The organism is Pantoea sp. F_5, assembly GCF_008631595.1.
In the GTDB taxonomy this organism is placed as follows: Bacteria; Pseudomonadota; Gammaproteobacteria; order Enterobacterales; family Enterobacteriaceae; genus Pantoea; species Pantoea gossypiicola.
Genome location: NZ_VWUO01000023.1, coordinates 43,391 through 58,371 on the forward strand (window position 1 = coordinate 43,391; position 14,981 = coordinate 58,371).

Genomic DNA, 14,981 nt, shown 5'->3' on the forward strand with positions numbered 1-14,981 from the left:
GGCAATGCTTTACGACAGGCGTATGCGCCCATCGTTTTATGTCTGCCAGCCGGAGGAGTACTGCAGTGGCCTGAAACGGCGTTACGCCACGCTATTTATCCAGCCTGACAGTGCGGGCAGGGCAGCGGGCAGCTGCGACAGCAGATAGAGAATCAGCCCGATGGTGCCGCCGACCAGCGTACCGTTGATACGGATAAACTGCAGGTCCTTGCCGATGTTAAGTTCAATCTGCTGCGACATATCGCGCGCATCCCAGCTCTTCACGGTGTCGCTGATATGACGCGTCAGGAAGCTGGCAAACTCCGGCGCAACGCTGCGCGCCGCCTGTTCCAGATGCTGGTTCATGGAGTCACGCAGCGCCGGGTCGGCGGCCAGGGTTTCGCCGAGCCACAGGGCTGCACCGCGCACTTTCTCCTGCACGCGCGAATCATCGCTGCTGAGATCGGCCTTGAGCCAGTTGCGCATATCATTCCACAGTTCGCCGATGTAGCGATTGAATGAAGCATCTTCTTTCAGCCAGCCCTTAATCTCTTCGGCGCGCTCCGCCATTTCCGGGTCGGTCTGCAGTTTAACGATCAGTTTATCAACCGCCCGGTTGAAGCCGAGGCGCAGCTCATGGCCCTGATCCAGCGCCACATCATCCAGCAGGGAATCGACCGCGTTTGCCACCAGCTCGGCGCTGTGTTCGCCCAGCCATTCAGTCGGCAACATTTTGGCTTTGATCGGATGCTCGCGTTTCAGCCAGCGCACCAGCTGCATGGCGATAAACTCGCGGGTACTGGGCTTATGCAATAACTTCAGCAACTGGTCGATGGCCGCGTCCAGCAGTGCCTGATGACGGTTATTTTTGGTCAGGCTTTCCAGCACCATGGCGCTGGTCTGGCTGAGATCGACCTTGTCGATGGCGCGATGCACCGCCCGGCGCATAAAGGTCTGAATCCGTGCGTCATCGGTGAGATCCAGAAAGCCGCGCATCACCTGAAGCAGATGGCGGCCAACGCGGTCGGCGTTGCCCGGCGCATTCAGCCATTGTGCCAGCAGGTTTGAGGGATCGTGACGGCGAATCAGATTCAGCAAAGAGTCGGTATCAAGAAACTTCTCCTGCACAAAGCGCCCGAGGTTTTCACCGATACGATCTTTGTTACGCGGAATGATGGCGGTATGGCGCGAGATAAAGGGCACCGGCACGCGCCGGAACAGCGCCACCACGGCAAACCAGTCCGCCAGTGCGCCGACCATCGCAGCCTCCGCAATCGCTTTGACGCCGCTGACCCAGAAGCCAGGCGGCAGAAAAAGGGTGACGATAAAAGTGGCGACGGCGAGCAGCAGCAACAGCAGCGCCAGGCGTTTCATCCGTTTCAGTTCGTAGTGTTTATCCATAACCTGATCTTAGCAGAGAGCGGGGTTCATCGGCGACGGCCACCCAGCAGGCTGCCGAGTACCCCACGGATGATCTGATTGGTGATCTGGCGGGTGGCGCTTTTCGCCATGGTCTGCACCACGCCATCGTGTTTGCCGCCGCGCGGGCCGGTGTGGCCGAACAGGATCTCTTTCAGACCACCGAGAATGCCATTGTCGACTGCGACAGCGTCGCCTTTGGCCGGTGGCGCACTCGCCTCATCGCTGGCGGCCTGGAAGCCTTTTTGCAGCTTTTCAAACGCCGATTCGCGATCGATTTCGGTGTCATATTTGCCATAGAGCGGCGAATGGTTGATCAGGCCATTACGCTCATCGCCGGTGACCGGACCCATGCGCGAGCCTGGGGCAATGACCATGGCGCGTTCCACCACCGACGGGCTGCCTTTGGCATCCAGAAAGGAGATCAGCGCTTCGCCGGTGCCCAGCGCCTGAATCGCTTCCACGCTGTCAAACGCCGGGTTGGCGCGCAGCGTATCGGCGGCCGTTTTCACCGCTTTCTGATCTTTCGGCGTGAAGGCACGCAGGGCATGCTGGACGCGGTTGCCGAGCTGTCCCAGCACCCGGTCGGGAATATCTGCCGGGTTCTGGGTGACGAACCAGACGCCGACGCCTTTGGAACGGATCAGCCGCATCACCTGCTCGATTTTTTCCAGCAGGACGGCTGGCGCGTCAGTAAACAGCAGGTGCGCCTCATCAAAGAAAAACACCAGCTTTGGCTGATCGAGATCGCCCGCTTCCGGCAGATGCTCGTAAAGCTCCGACAGCAGCCACAGCAGGCTGGTGGCGTAGAGTTTTGGCATCTGGTAGAGCTTCTCGGCGGAGAGGATGTTGATGACGCCTTTACCGTTGCTGTCGACGCGCATCCAGTCGGCGATATCCAGCATCGGTTCGCCAAAGAAGTGTTCCGCACCCTGTTGCTCCAGCGTCAGTAATCCGCGCTGGATCGCGCCCACCGAGGCGCTGTTGATATTGCCGTAGTGGGTCTGGAAGTTTTTGGCGTTGTCACCAATGTATTGCGTCATGGCGCGCAGATCTTTGAAGTCCAGCAGCAGCAGACCCTGATCATCGGCGATGCGGAAAATAATCTGCAGCACGCCGCTCTGTACTTCATTCAGATTCAGCAGGCGCGCCAGCAGCAGTGGACCGAGATCGGAAACGGTGGCGCGCACCGGATGGCCTTTCTCGCCGAAGATATCCCACAGCACCACCGGATTGCTCTGCGGCTGCCAGTCGGTGACGCCGATTTTCGCCAGCCTCTCCTGCAGCTTTTCGCTGGACTGGCCCGCCATCGCCACGCCGGTTAAATCGCCTTTAACATCAGCCATAAAGACCGGCACGCCAATGCTGGAGAACGATTCGGCCAGCTTCTGCAGCGTCACGGTTTTCCCGGTGCCGGTCGCACCGGTAATTAAACCGTGACGGTTGGCCATTTGCGGTAACAGATGAAGTTCGACGTCTGGCGTACGGGCAATCAGTAGCGGGGAAGTCATGGTTTTCCACTCTCAGTCAAAGGATTATGCCTGAAGGATAGCAAGCGGAGCATAGACAGGAGGAGAACAATTCGTCAAAAACGCGGCCGCTGCCCGCAGAGCAGCGGCCTGAAACGCAGGATTACTTCTGGACCTCTTCGAAATTGAGCAGGCTGACGCCGATGCCCTGCTGCAGATGACTGAGGTTGCTGCGCACCGCCACCTGGGTCGCGCCCTGTAAGAGTACGATAAACGGCGAATCCTGCTGGATGCGGGTTTGCAGCCCGGTATAGAGGCTACGGCGTTTAGCCGCATCGCTCTCTCCGGCGGCGGCGCGGGTCTGTGCACTCAGCGCCGGAATGGTCCAGCCGACGCGCCACGCCAGGGTTTTGCCGCCGCCTGGCACGTTAGAAGCAAAGGTGCTGGCATTGGTGTTAGGGTCGATGTAATCCGCGCCCCAGTAAGTGAAGATAGCCTGGAAGTCGCGGCTGCGCATTTTGCTCCACAGCTCCGATTCCGCCACCGGCTGGATATCGAGCTGCACATCCGCTTTGGCAAAACTCGCCTGCAGCGCCTGCGCCACATCGATATACGGCGGCTGGTTCACCACCGTCAGCGCGATATGGGTGCCAGGTTTGATGCCGCCTTTCTGCAGGATTTCCTGCGCCTTTTTCAGATCGTAATGGAACGGCGTGGTGTTCAGTGCACCATCGAAGCCGTCCGGCAGGAAGCTCTGATGGATGCGGTACTGACCTTTCAGCAACTGATTTGCCAGGCTGTCATAGTCGACCAGCCAGCGTGCAGCCTGCCACAGGGCCGGATTGCCCAGCGCCGGTTGCTGTGCGCTCTGAGTGTTTAAGCCGATGTAATAAACCAGGCTGGACGGGAAGGCATCGACCCGCACATTTGCCTGTGTTTTCAGCGCGGCTATCTGGTCCGGACCAAGCTGATAGGCGACATCCACATCACCCTGCTGGAGCAGCAATCGGCGGCTGCCGGCATCGGCTACGCCCTTGAGCAATACGCGTTTAAGGTGCGGCTTCTGCGTGCTGTAAGGGTTAGCTTCCAGCACCAGCGCCTGCAGCGGGACAAATTGTTTGATGGCATACGCCGCGCTGCCAGCCGAGCGCGTTTTCAGCCAGGCGTTGCCGTAATCGTTATTGCTGACGTGTTCCTGGGCCAGTTTACTGTCAACGATGGAGGCGACCGGCGCGGTCAGCAGGCGCAGCGCCAGATCGCTGCCAATTTCAGCGGGCCAGCGCAGCTCAAGCTGGTGGTCACTGATCACCGTGAACTGCTGATCGATATTTTCCGGCGTCCAGCCAAACTCCCCCAGGATAAAAGAGGGCGCTTTATTCAGCTTCACCGCGCGGGTTAAGGAGAAGACCACATCCTGCGCGGTCAGCGGATGACCGCTGGCGAAACGGGCCTGCGGGTTGAGGTCAAATACCAGGCTGTGCAGCGTTTTTCCGGCCTGCCAGCGTGTGGCGGCGAGTGGCGAGAGCTGCTGCGGGTTCTGATGATTCGGCTCCAGCAGCGTCTGGTAGATATTGCGCAGGCTGCTGTTACTGACGGTTTCAAAACTTTCCGCCGGATCGAAACTGATGATGCCATCGAGTGGCACGGCGACCACCAGCGTGTCGGCAGGCGTTGCGGCCTGTGCCGGGTGAATCAGTGCCAGTGCAGTCAATAAAGAGAGTGAGAGTAGCGTTTTGCGCATCGAGAGTTATCCTGAGTCGTTGATCGCTCTACTTTATCGGGTGCCGGATAATCTCAAAATGCCGCTTTGTTATGAGCTTTGCACAATTACTTGCTTAGTTATTCAGGCAAAAACACAAATTAAGATAATGTCCGTCTGTCATTATTTCAGCGTCATTTTACAACAGGCTGAATAATGCCGGATTTACTCAGGCGATCACAATTTGCGCACTGTCTGATTGTATGACCATCAAAGTCACTATAGTGTTAACGATGAGAATGATTCTCTTGTATGGAAGTATGATATTTTTTTATCGGTTATTCGGCGTGATGATGACGGGAGGAAAATAATATCCGTGGCTTCTGCGTCAAAAAGGCTAAATACCCGATGTTTATGCGGTTTCAGGCGCAATTTCCTTGCTGTAAATCTTTTACCTATCCGCAACCCTTCCGCAACACCATGATAAACTTTCACTGCGACACATTTTAAATTGAATTTTTACATTCAGACATGGTTATATCCCTAATATTGCCAGGCTATTAACCGATATGTTCCGTTAGTCACCGAACCATAATTCTACCTGCCTTCTCTGTTCTGCCATTGTCTGTGCTGTGTGCGTTTATCTCTGCGGAGAGTTTCCTGCCTGCACCCGGCCTTTCAGCGTCATAACACAGTAAGCGGGTATTTAGCAGATGAGAGTCGTGCGGATATGCTTTTAGAAAAACCCACCACCAGGCGTAAATTTTTGCTCGGTTCACTGCTGGCGTTGCCATTAAGTGAGCTGGTCCTGAAAGGCATGACTGCGGCACAGGCTGCAGAGATGGCCGCACCCGAGTTAGCCGATTACAAACCGATCTTTTTTAGTGCCGATGAATGGCAGTTCATTCTGGCCGCCACCGACCGCCTGATTCCGGCGGGCGGCAAAGGTAAAGCGCCGGGCGCGCTGGAAACCAACGTGCCGATCTTTATCGATCAGCAGCTGCACAGCGAAGCGTTTGGCAGCGAAATCTATATGCAGGGGCCTTTCAACACGAAAGCACCCGCCACGATGGGTTATCAGATCCCGTTCCGTCCCCAGCAGATGTATCAGACCGGTATCCGGCTGATCAATCAGTGGTCGCAGAACACGCACCAGAAAGCGTTTCATGCGCTGACGCTGGAAGAGAAAGATGCGGTGCTGACCCAGGTCAACAAAAACGAGATCGACTTTGCCGCGCTGGGTGAAACCGATCTTAAACCTTCCCATTTCTTCAGCCAGCTGCTTTCCGATACCAAGCATGGCTACCTGGCCGACCCGATGTATGGCGGTAATAAAGGCATGAAAGCCTGGATCGCCATCGGATTCCCGGGCGCGCGTGCCAGCTTCACCGAATGGGTGAAACAGCACAACGTTCCTTATCCGCTCGGCCCCGTCAGCATCAAAGGTGAACGCGCATAAGCGCTTCCACATCAGGTAAACAGGATTATCATGGCACAGGTTACTAAAAAAGAAGTCGACGTCGTGGTCTGCGGCCTCGGCTGGGCAGGCTCGCTGATGAGCATTGAGCTGGCACTGGCAGGTCTGGACGTGCGCGCCCTGGAGCGCGGCGGCGATCGCGATTATGACGAGTTCGCCTACCCGAAACCGGCGGATGAATACGCCTATGCGGTGCGCAACAAAGTGTTTGCCACACCCGCCGAAGTGGCGGTCACCGTGCGCTACAACAGCAGCCAGACGGCATTGCCAACCCGTAAATGGGGCGCATTTGCACCGGGCACCGGCGTGGGCGGTTCCGGCCTGCACTGGACGGCAGTACTGATTCGTCCGACGCCGACCGATATCAAACTTAAAACCTACGTTGACGAGGCTTACAAGCCGGGCATTCTGCAGGAAGATATGCGGGTGATGGACTTTCCGTTTAGCTGGGAAGAGATCGAGCCCTATTACTACAAATTCGAACTGATTTGCGGCCAGTCGGGCAACACCGGCAACCTGCGCGGCAAAATCCTGGAAGGCGGCGATCCATTTGAAGGCCCGCGTTCTGAGCCTTACCCACTGCCTGCGCTGGATGACACGCTGAACAACGTGATGTTCAAAGAGGTGGCGACGAAACTCGGTTACCATCCGTTCCCGAACCCGTCAGCCTGTGTGTCGCGTGCGTGGAAAAACCCATACGGCAACCAGATCGCACCGTGTAATTACTGCGGCTACTGCAGTAAATATCCGTGTCTGAACTACTCCAAAGCGTCGCCGCAGACGGCGGTGATGGATTCGCTGAAGCGGATGCCGAACTTCTCGTATGAAGTGAATGCGGAAGTGATTAAGGTCGTGCTGAACGATGATAAGAAAACCGCTAAAGGCGTAATCTACATCGATGCGCAGGGCAATGAGTGCTTCCAGCCCGCGAAAATCGTGGTGCTGAGCAGCTTCCAGCTCTACAACGTGCGCCTGATGCTGCTTTCCGGCATCGGCAAACCTTACAACCCGATTACCGAAGAGGGCGTGGTAGGCCGTAACTACGCGTTCCTGTCGAACGGTGGCGCAACGCTGTTCTTCAAAGATAAAAACTTCAATCCGTATGCGACTGCGGGCGCGACCGGCCAGATGTTTAACGATATCTCGCCAGGCAACTTCGACGGCCCTTCACTCGGCTTCCTGGGCGGCGCGAAGATCCACAGCTCACAGGCGACCGGCACGCCAATCAGCACCGCGCTGCCAAAAGGCACCCCGACCTGGGGCATGGGCTACAAGGAAGGGCTGGAAGAGTGGTACGGCCATTCGATGAAGATCAGCATCACCACCACCTGCCAGTCTTATCGCGACATCTATCTGGATCTCGATCCGAACTACAACGATCACCGTGGCCTGCCACTGCTGCGTATGACGTTTAACTGGAAAGAGAACGAGCTGAAGCTGCAGCAGCATCTGAAAGGCATCGTCGGTAACATCGCCAAAGAGCTGAACCCGGACAGCATGAGCATGAGCTTCCTGCCGATGGGCGCGGACTTCGATATCACCAAATATGTCTCTACGCACAACGTGGGCGGCGCGGTAATGGGCGATAACCCGAAAACCTCGGCGCTGAACAAGTATCTGCAGAGCTGGGATGTGCATAACGTCTTTGTGCCCGGCGGCAACGCCTTCCCGCAGAACTTCCAGGCGAACCCGACCGATACCATCGGTGCGATTACTCTGATGGCGGCGCAGGCGATCAAAGATCACTACCTGAAAAATCCCGGCCCACTGGTACAGGCATAAGCGCATGAATAAGCTGAAACTGAAGTCTTTTATCTTTGCTAACGCGGTGCTGCTGGCCAGCGGATTTGCGCTGCCGGTTCACGCCGAAGATGAAGCGCAACTGATTAAGCAGGGCGAGTATCTCTCGCGGCTGGGCGACTGTATGGCGTGCCACTCGCTGCCCGGCAAACCGGCCTATTCAGGTGGACTGGCGATTGAGTCGAACCTCGGCACTATTTTCTCCACCAACATCACGCCGGACAAGCAGCATGGTATCGGCAACTACAGCGAGCAGCAGTTCTCTGATGCGGTGCGCAAGGGTGTATTACCGGACGGATCGCATCTCTATCCGGCGATGCCGTATCCTGACTACGCCAAAATCAGCGATGCCGATATCCACGCGCTCTACGTCTACTTCATGAAAGGCGTGCAGCCGAGCGCAGAACAGCCACCGGAAACCGATCTGAGCTTCCCGTTCAGCCAGCGCTGGGGCATGCGGTTCTGGAACTGGGCGTTCGCGTCCGATAAGCCGTTCCAGCCGATTGGCGGTGCATCAGCCGAAGTTAACCGCGGTGCCTATATCGTGGAGAGTCTGGGTCACTGCGGCAGCTGTCATACGCCGCGCGGTCTGGGCATGAACGAGAAAGCGCTGGATAGCGGTGACGATAAATTCCTGGCGGGCGGCAGCCTGAATAACTGGGATGTGCCGTCACTGCGTGGTCTGCCACACTGGAGCGAGCAGGAAGTCATCGATTACCTGCAGACCGGTCGTAACGATAAAGCGGCAGTAGGCGGCGAGATGACCTCGGTGGTGGAGCACAGCAGCTCACACATGACCGATGCCGATCTCAAAGCTATCGCGGCCTACCTGAAGTTCCTGGGCGGCAATCCGCCATTACAGGCCTTTAACGTGCAGGCGCAGCAGGCAACGGAAGCGAAACTCACTGCCGCGAAGAACCTCAGCGAAGGCGAGCGTCTCTATCTGGATAACTGTGGTGCCTGTCACTTCGTGACCGGCAAAGGCGCACCGGGGATCTTCCCGGAGCTGGATCAGGCGACGATCGTCAATGCCAAAGATCCAACCGGCTTGATTCACACCATCCTGGCGGGCGCACAGCAGCCTTCCACCGCGAAAGCCCCGTCGAAACTGGCGATGCCGGGCTTTGCCCAGCGTCTGAGTGATGATGAAGTTGCGCAGCTGGCGACCTTTATTCGCCAGGGCTGGAGCAATACCGCGCCTGCGGTAAGCAAAGATCAGGTTGCTGAAGTGCGTAAAACGCTGAAGTAATCGCGCTTTCCCCTCTGCCTGTCCGGAGAGGGGAAAACCTGAATTAGTGAAAGGTGCGCACCACTTCCAGCACGCCGTTAATGATAAACTGCACGCCCATACAGACCAGCAAAAATCCCATCAGGCGTGAAATCGCTTCAATACCGCTTTTACCCACCAGCTTCATGATGGCCCCCGAACTGCGCAGCGAGATCCACAGGATCAGGCTCACCAGCAGGAAGGTCAGCACCGGCGCAACACTGATCACCCAGGCGGGAAAATCGACGCCACTTCTCACCGTTGAGGCAGAAGAGATGATCATCGCAATGGTTCCCGGTCCCGCCGTGCTTGGCATCGCCAGCGGCACAAAGGCGATATTCACCGGCTCTTTGGCCCCATCCAGCTCATCCAGTTTATGTTTCGCTTCAACCGAATGACCTGCGGGCTTCGCCGGAAACAGCATCCGGAAGCCGATAAAGGCGACGATCAGACCGCCCGCCATACGCAGACCCGGTATAGAGATACCGAAGGTGTTCAGCACCGCGCTGCCCGCGTACCACGCCACCATCATGATGGCGAAAACGTAGATGGAAGCCTGGCGCGCCTGACGGTTGCGCTCCTGGAAGTTCATGTCACCCGCCAGCCCTAAAAACAGCGCCACGGTGGTGAGCGGATTCGCGAGCGGCAGAATGACGACCAGCCCCAGGCCGACCGCTTTAATCAGCTCCAGCATGTCCGATCTCCCTGGTTAGTGTTTCGGGCGCTCCAGCGCCTCAAGCAGCTCCGGGAAGAAGTCCTGCAGGATTTCGGGCGTCATCAGTTCGGGATACTGCATAAGATGTTCGCGGATACGCTCATTGACGTCCGGCATCAGACGCTGGGCCGCGGCGCTGGCGGTGATTTTGTGCTTCTTCATGGCGCGCAGCAGATCGCCTGGCAGCGCGTCTTCGTCATCGCCGTCGTCGACCATCTCCAGCGCATCCAGCTCGTCGAACATCTCCATCAGCGCTTCGGTCTGCGGCGTGCGCGACTCATATTCACGCGGATGTTCATCTTCCAGGAAGCGCAGCATGGCGCGCATTGGCGTGCCGTCTGGCGTGGAAGGCGGTTCAGCGGCGAACCAGCTCAGCAGCTGGTGCATGGTGACCTGATGGACGCGATAGCCGCTGTCGACCAGCTCATCGGCCAGCAACTCGGCGGTTTCGTTTTCAATCAGGCAGATGTGGGTGCGTTTGGGTTCGTACTGCTCCAGCCACTGGTAGATCTCTTCAATCACGCCATCGTCATACTCGAATTTTTTGCTGAGATAGCTGCCATCCTGTTCATGAACGCAGGCCTGAATCTGATCGGGGTCGAAGTAAAGTGCGATGTTGATGCCTTTCATGCGTGCTGTCCTGTAGAAACCAAAACAACACTATAGCGCTCAACCCCAGGTTAAGGGAATGTCAGGCATCACAGCAAAGCGGGGTTTAACGCCCCTCTCAGAGAAGAGAGGGGAGAGAAGAGAAGAGGGATCAGGAGATAAAGTTTTTGCCCTGCTTCAGGACCACGTCGCAGGCTTTGGTTTTCAACTTCTCACCCATCGGTGAGTTGCTCAGGCTTTGCAGATTGAGCTGCTGGCCGTTCCCGGTGTTCAGTAGTCCTGCCACGCCCTGGGTGTAGTCGGTTTTCTGTTCCTGCGCGGTAGCCGTGTTCAGACCGAGCTTGCTCAGTACCTGATCTTTCACCGACTGCACGTTGTTTTTCACCACGTTATGTTCGACGCAGTACTGCATCACACCGGCGGCATTGGTCATGCTGTTGGCGCTGACCGCTTTGTCGCCGCCGCCCAGCATGCTGGTAATAGTAGAGAGCGACATGCCGCCATTTTGCTGGGTGGTGCTGGTGGTGCTGCCGTTATTCTGCTGGCTGAGCTGCGATGCTGCACTGCTCAGCTGATCCTGCCAGCTTGCCGCTGATGCACTGCCTGCCACCAGAAGTGCCGCCATGCCCAACATCCATGCACTGCGTTGTGCCTGTTTCATCTTAACCTCAGTATCTGCGTATTCAGTTTTGCTAAGAGAGCCTGACGTCCAGAAAGTTCCTGAACTTCCTTCATAAATAACGCTTTGGGAATCTTCTGTAATAAAGACGATAAAATATTCATATGAGCACGGGGGTTATTATTTCGTGAGGCGATTCTCCCTGATGCGTTAATTATCTCTCCGGCTGAAACATTCTTTAATATTCTCTCCGCTTTTATCAGGAATTGTCCTGGTCTGAATTAAAAAATTCGTTTTTCTATAAGCGGATTTATAAGCCTTTGTGTCTGCGGTGTTAATATTTACCCATGCAATTACTTTTTAACAACTTGCAGTTTTATAAGGAATTTTTATTTTTAGCGTAGCGGTAGGGAAAGAGAGTTTACGGGTTTCAGACGGGGTTTTTCGTACCGAAATTAAATTGTGCCTGCAAAATTTTTTATTATTACGCCTTGCGAAAATCGCAAGGGTGTTCATGCTTAATCACTGTGTCAGGCAGTTGTGGCCGATATTTAAAATTAACGGGAGAGTTATTATGGCTGGGCAGCCAGAGCACAATAATAATGCAGAGGTCACGCTTAAACTCGCTGAAGAGCAAATAGCCCTGACGAAGCAAAAGATTGTGGATGGACATGTCCGCGTTACCCGTTCCACAACTGAACATGACGAGGTCATCAGTACACTGCTTACCCAGGAGAAGGTTGAGGTTAAGCATGTAGCGAAAGCACAGCCCGTTGAAACGATGCCCGAAATCAGGGAAGAGAACGGTGTACTGATTGTCCCGGTAGTCGAGGAGGAAATCCAAATCGTCAGAAAGCTGGTGCTTAAAGAGGAAATCCACATCCGAAAAGTGCAGGAGAATGTTCCTTTTCAGGAAGTGGTGACCCGACGTGAGCAGCAGGTGAACGTTGAGAGAGATGACGATCAAATCAGCTAACAGAGAGGAACCTATCATGGCACAGGAAAAAATCGTAACACTGTTCGATTCTGCAATTCAGGCAGAGGCCGCGAAAAGAAATCTCGTGAAAGCAGGCTTTTCTGATCGGGACATCAGTCTTATCAGTGGAGAACGTTTGCAGCAGGAAGGGCAGTCTATCCGCCATCCGAGCCTGTGGCAGCGTCTGTTTGGGCACGACGTCGATAAAGATGAGGCAGATGTCTATACCCGAGCAATGGACAAGGGCGGCGTCGTGCTGACCATCCGCACCGAGGAAGAGAAGCTGGCCCGCGCCATGACGATTCTCCATTCTCATGACTCGGTAGATGTGCCGTCACGTATGCAAAGCTCCGTTGAGAACGGCACCACCGTGCCGGGTATCAACCCGACGGCAGGTAAGCAGTTTGCTGGTGAGACCAACGACCGCCCGGCTGAGCCGCTACGCACCTCACTGACCGGTGATGAGAGCGAAGCTGATATTCTGCGTCTGGCCGAAGAGCAGATAGAAGTGGGTAAACGTCTGGTAAGCGAAGGCTCCACCCGCGTACGCCGCTATACCGTGACCGATAACGTATCTGAAGATATCTCGCTGCATGAGCAGCACGCTGACATCTTCCGCCGCTCGGTGAATGAACCCGCGCTGGCCGGAGAAGTGGACTGGTCTGAGAAAACCGTCGAAGTCGCTGAGACTCACGAACAGCCGGTGATTAACAAAACGACCCACGTGAAAGAAGAAGTGGTGGTGCGTACCGACGGCAGCGATCGTACCGAGACCATTAACGACACGGTGCGTCGTCAGGAAGTGGACATCGACCATGCACGCGGTGGTCTGGAGAGCGAACTGCCGGGTACCACAGCAGGGGTAAAACCTGCCGCCGCTTCGCAGTCACCAGCGGCGCATAACCATGACCACAAAGAGAGCCTGACTGAGAAGGTGAAGGACAAAGCTGGCGAAGTGAAGGATAAGGTGGAGCATAAGCTGCATGATCATTCGCATTGAGGCGCTCATCCTGACAACGACAGGCGCTGATGGGTATCGCTGATACCCGATGCTGAAGATGCAAGGAAGAGCCAACCGTGAGGTTGGCTCTTTTGCGTGGTGGGGGAGGGAGAAAAAAAACGGATAACGACGTCAAATTCTCTTCGATATAATCAGGCGCTATCTGTGCAGGCCGGACAGAAATAAAACCTGAGGGATTAAAGTGAACTGTAAACCGATGCTTTTCATGCTGGCGGCGTTCTCCCTGTCGGCTCAGGCCGCTCAGAGCGGAAAAACGCTTGAGCACAAAGACTGGGAAGTTGTCTGTGATAACACCCTGACCTGCCGCATTGCGGGTTATGCCAAAGAAGAGGATCCCTCCGGCTCCATCCTGCTCACCCGTGCCGCTGGACCGGGAACGGAGACAGTGGGCGAAGTGACGCTGGGCGACACCGAAGATGACAGCGAACCGGCGGAAAAGCTGACGCTATGGATCAACGGGAAATCCACTGGCGATCTGGTGGCGGCCGATGACAACTGGCGAATGTCGGCCAGTCAGACTTCTGCGGTAATCAGCGCCGTTAAAGGCAGCGGTAAAGTCGAGTTTAAAGGCGGCACCAAGCCATTTCAGCTTTCCGGTGAGGGCGCGTATGCCGTGCTGCTGAAAGCGGACGACGTACAGGGCCGTATCGGCACGCCAGGCGCGCTCACCAAAAAGGGTAATAAGCCGGAAAGCAGCGTGGTTAAGGCTTTGCCCGGACCGGTTATTCAGGCGGCTAAAACCCTCGGCGGCGAACCCCGGTTGCTGACTGCCTCGGAGAGCGACGCACTGAAAACCCGGCTGCTTGCAACGGTCAATCATAATGACGATGACACGTGCGACCCCCTCTATTCACCTGCAGAAAACAGCGATCCGGAAACCGACGGACTCACGCTTACGCCACTGGACGACACACATGCTTTGCTTTCGGCGCTCTGCTGGCGTGCCGCTTATAACGAAGGATATGGCTACTGGGTCATTGATAATCAGCTGAAAGGCAAGCCCGAACTGGTGACCATTTCCGGGTCGGATTACGACAAGGGCGAGATTACCAGTGTGCAGAAAGGCCGGGGCATCGGGGACTGCATGAGCCAGGAAAGCTGGGTATGGGATGGAAAGGCTTTCCGCAAAAGCTATGAAGGCGGGACCGGTATGTGTCGTTATATCCACGCGGGCGGAACCTGGGATCTGCCGACGCTGGTGACGGATGTGAAGGCTGTTTCGGGTTAAGCAGGTGAACCTGAGAACCCAAAAGACGGTTTTTTCAGCAGTTGCACCACTGCCTGCGGATAAGGGTTGCGGAAACAGGGGGTAACGGTATAATCCTCAACGTTTTCCGCATACCCTTCAGTGCCGAAGTGGCGAAATCGGTAGACGCAGTTGATTCAAAATCAACCGCCGCGAGGCGTGCCGGTTCGATTCCGGCCTTCGGCACCAGGTATGGAAATTAAAGTCGCTTAAGGGCGGCTTTTTTTGTGTCTGAGAGCTCATGTGGTTAAAGCCCTACCACGCTAAATCACCCCCCCTATGCTTGCCTAGTACGACCTATATCAATGGTACAACGTAAACGCTGATATATCCCGCCTGATACTTTTAGTTCTCACACAAAACCCACTAAGACTGGTTTAACTCAGCTCTGAACGATATGGAAGTTGTGACAAGCCAAGCCTCAAAAAAAGCTTAGAAGTTTACTTATGACCTGAGCTTTGAGGCTTATCTTGGCCATATAGACTGATTCCGCTAAGGTTTTTTAAGTTATTGAATGTTAAGTTTTTATTGTAAATTTTTTGCTGATTTTTAGATCTAGTGACCTGCCCCCCGTTGATTAATACACCACGATGTTAGTAATGTCTTCATAAGCCACATGAGGACATCCCCATGAAGAAGCGTTTTTCCGACGAACAGATCATCAGTATTCTTCGCGAGGCTGAAG

Annotated in this window: 12 protein-coding genes and 1 tRNA gene; 7 read left to right on the forward strand and 6 right to left on the reverse strand. The window is 55.5% G+C overall.

All coding sequences use genetic code 11. The features are described 5' to 3' along the window. Positions 1 to 81: 81 nt before the first annotated feature. From F3I44_RS21345 to F3I44_RS21355, 3 genes are all read right to left on the reverse strand, one after another. Positions 82 to 1,380: a DUF445 domain-containing protein gene (locus F3I44_RS21345; protein WP_150015881.1), complete on the reverse strand. Its 1,299-nt coding sequence runs from the start codon at positions 1,378 to 1,380 to the stop codon at positions 82 to 84. 26 nt (positions 1,381 to 1,406) lie between these two features. Beyond that, positions 1,407 to 2,909, reverse strand: coding sequence for a helicase HerA-like C-terminal domain-containing protein (locus tag F3I44_RS21350; protein WP_150015880.1), 1,503 nt, complete (start codon positions 2,907 to 2,909; stop codon positions 1,407 to 1,409). Positions 2,910 to 3,030: 121 nt separating this feature from the next. Continuing rightward, the gene (locus tag F3I44_RS21355; protein WP_150015879.1) at positions 3,031 to 4,608 is read right to left on the reverse strand and encodes an ABC transporter substrate-binding protein; all 1,578 of its coding nucleotides are present in this window, start codon (positions 4,606 to 4,608) and stop codon (positions 3,031 to 3,033) included. A gap of 688 nt (positions 4,609 to 5,296) precedes the next feature. Between F3I44_RS21355 and F3I44_RS21360 the strand changes: the two genes are divergently transcribed. Genes F3I44_RS21360 through F3I44_RS21370 form a run of 3 tightly spaced genes read left to right on the forward strand, consistent with a single transcriptional unit; the run spans position 5,297 to position 9,092 of the window. After that, positions 5,297 to 6,025, forward strand: coding sequence for a gluconate 2-dehydrogenase subunit 3 family protein (locus tag F3I44_RS21360; protein WP_150015878.1), 729 nt, complete (start codon positions 5,297 to 5,299; stop codon positions 6,023 to 6,025). Between the two features lie 30 nt (positions 6,026 to 6,055). After that, entirely contained in the window at positions 6,056 to 7,825 is a 1,770-nt protein-coding gene (locus F3I44_RS21365; RefSeq protein WP_150015877.1) for a GMC family oxidoreductase, read from the forward strand. 4 nt (positions 7,826 to 7,829) lie between these two features. Further along, on the forward strand, positions 7,830 to 9,092 hold the full coding sequence (locus tag F3I44_RS21370) for a cytochrome c (protein ID WP_150015876.1): 1,263 nt from the start codon (positions 7,830 to 7,832) through the stop codon (positions 9,090 to 9,092). 43 nt (positions 9,093 to 9,135) lie between these two features. Here the strand turns inward: F3I44_RS21370 and F3I44_RS21375 are convergent, their stop codons facing one another. The 3 genes from F3I44_RS21375 to F3I44_RS21385 form a co-directional block, all read right to left on the reverse strand. Further along, positions 9,136 to 9,804 carry a MarC family NAAT transporter gene (locus F3I44_RS21375; RefSeq protein ID WP_150015875.1) on the reverse strand — a complete coding sequence of 223 codons (669 nt, stop codon included), beginning with the start codon at positions 9,802 to 9,804 and terminating at the stop codon, positions 9,136 to 9,138. A 15-nt stretch (positions 9,805 to 9,819) separates the two neighbouring features. Then, positions 9,820 to 10,455, reverse strand: coding sequence for a hypothetical protein (locus F3I44_RS21380; RefSeq protein ID WP_150015874.1), 636 nt, complete (start codon positions 10,453 to 10,455; stop codon positions 9,820 to 9,822). A gap of 130 nt (positions 10,456 to 10,585) precedes the next feature. After that, positions 10,586 to 11,095 (reverse strand): DUF2501 domain-containing protein, encoded by a 510-nt coding sequence (locus F3I44_RS21385; protein WP_150015873.1) that lies wholly within the window; start codon positions 11,093 to 11,095, stop codon positions 10,586 to 10,588. 532 nt (positions 11,096 to 11,627) lie between these two features. Between F3I44_RS21385 and F3I44_RS21390 the strand changes: the two genes are divergently transcribed. From F3I44_RS21390 to F3I44_RS21405, 4 genes are all read left to right on the forward strand, one after another. Then, complete coding sequence (locus F3I44_RS21390; protein ID WP_033731998.1) at positions 11,628 to 12,029, forward strand: DUF2382 domain-containing protein; 402 nt, start codon at positions 11,628 to 11,630, stop codon at positions 12,027 to 12,029. Between the two features lie 16 nt (positions 12,030 to 12,045). Further along, positions 12,046 to 13,029 carry a YsnF/AvaK domain-containing protein gene (locus tag F3I44_RS21395; protein WP_150015872.1) on the forward strand — a complete coding sequence of 328 codons (984 nt, stop codon included), beginning with the start codon at positions 12,046 to 12,048 and terminating at the stop codon, positions 13,027 to 13,029. 217 nt (positions 13,030 to 13,246) lie between these two features. Then, the gene (locus F3I44_RS21400; RefSeq protein WP_150015884.1) at positions 13,247 to 14,278 is read left to right on the forward strand and encodes a DUF1176 domain-containing protein; all 1,032 of its coding nucleotides are present in this window, start codon (positions 13,247 to 13,249) and stop codon (positions 14,276 to 14,278) included. Positions 14,279 to 14,400: 122 nt separating this feature from the next. After that, positions 14,401 to 14,485: transfer RNA gene (locus F3I44_RS21405), tRNA-Leu, on the forward strand. Positions 14,486 to 14,981: the final 496 nt, after the last annotated feature.

Excerpts from the sequence above, each read along its gene's own strand:
- F3I44_RS21355 (WP_150015879.1), bottom strand. The coding sequence starts at position 4,608 with ATGCGCAAAACGCTACTCTCACTCTCTTTATTGACTGCACTGGCACTG.
- F3I44_RS21385 (WP_150015873.1), bottom strand. The coding sequence starts at position 11,095 with ATGAAACAGGCACAACGCAGTGCATGGATGTTGGGCATGGCGGCACTT.
- F3I44_RS21370 (WP_150015876.1), top strand. The coding sequence starts at position 7,830 with ATGAATAAGCTGAAACTGAAGTCTTTTATCTTTGCTAACGCGGTGCTG.
- F3I44_RS21390 (WP_033731998.1), top strand. The coding sequence starts at position 11,628 with ATGGCTGGGCAGCCAGAGCACAATAATAATGCAGAGGTCACGCTTAAA.
- F3I44_RS21365 (WP_150015877.1), top strand. The coding sequence starts at position 6,056 with ATGGCACAGGTTACTAAAAAAGAAGTCGACGTCGTGGTCTGCGGCCTC.
- F3I44_RS21395 (WP_150015872.1), top strand. The coding sequence starts at position 12,046 with ATGGCACAGGAAAAAATCGTAACACTGTTCGATTCTGCAATTCAGGCA.
- F3I44_RS21375 (WP_150015875.1), bottom strand. The coding sequence starts at position 9,804 with ATGCTGGAGCTGATTAAAGCGGTCGGCCTGGGGCTGGTCGTCATTCTG.
- F3I44_RS21350 (WP_150015880.1), bottom strand. The coding sequence starts at position 2,909 with ATGACTTCCCCGCTACTGATTGCCCGTACGCCAGACGTCGAACTTCAT.
- F3I44_RS21345 (WP_150015881.1), bottom strand. The coding sequence starts at position 1,380 with ATGGATAAACACTACGAACTGAAACGGATGAAACGCCTGGCGCTGCTG.
- F3I44_RS21360 (WP_150015878.1), top strand. The coding sequence starts at position 5,297 with ATGCTTTTAGAAAAACCCACCACCAGGCGTAAATTTTTGCTCGGTTCA.
- F3I44_RS21380 (WP_150015874.1), bottom strand. The coding sequence starts at position 10,455 with ATGAAAGGCATCAACATCGCACTTTACTTCGACCCCGATCAGATTCAG.
- F3I44_RS21400 (WP_150015884.1), top strand. The coding sequence starts at position 13,247 with ATGCTTTTCATGCTGGCGGCGTTCTCCCTGTCGGCTCAGGCCGCTCAG.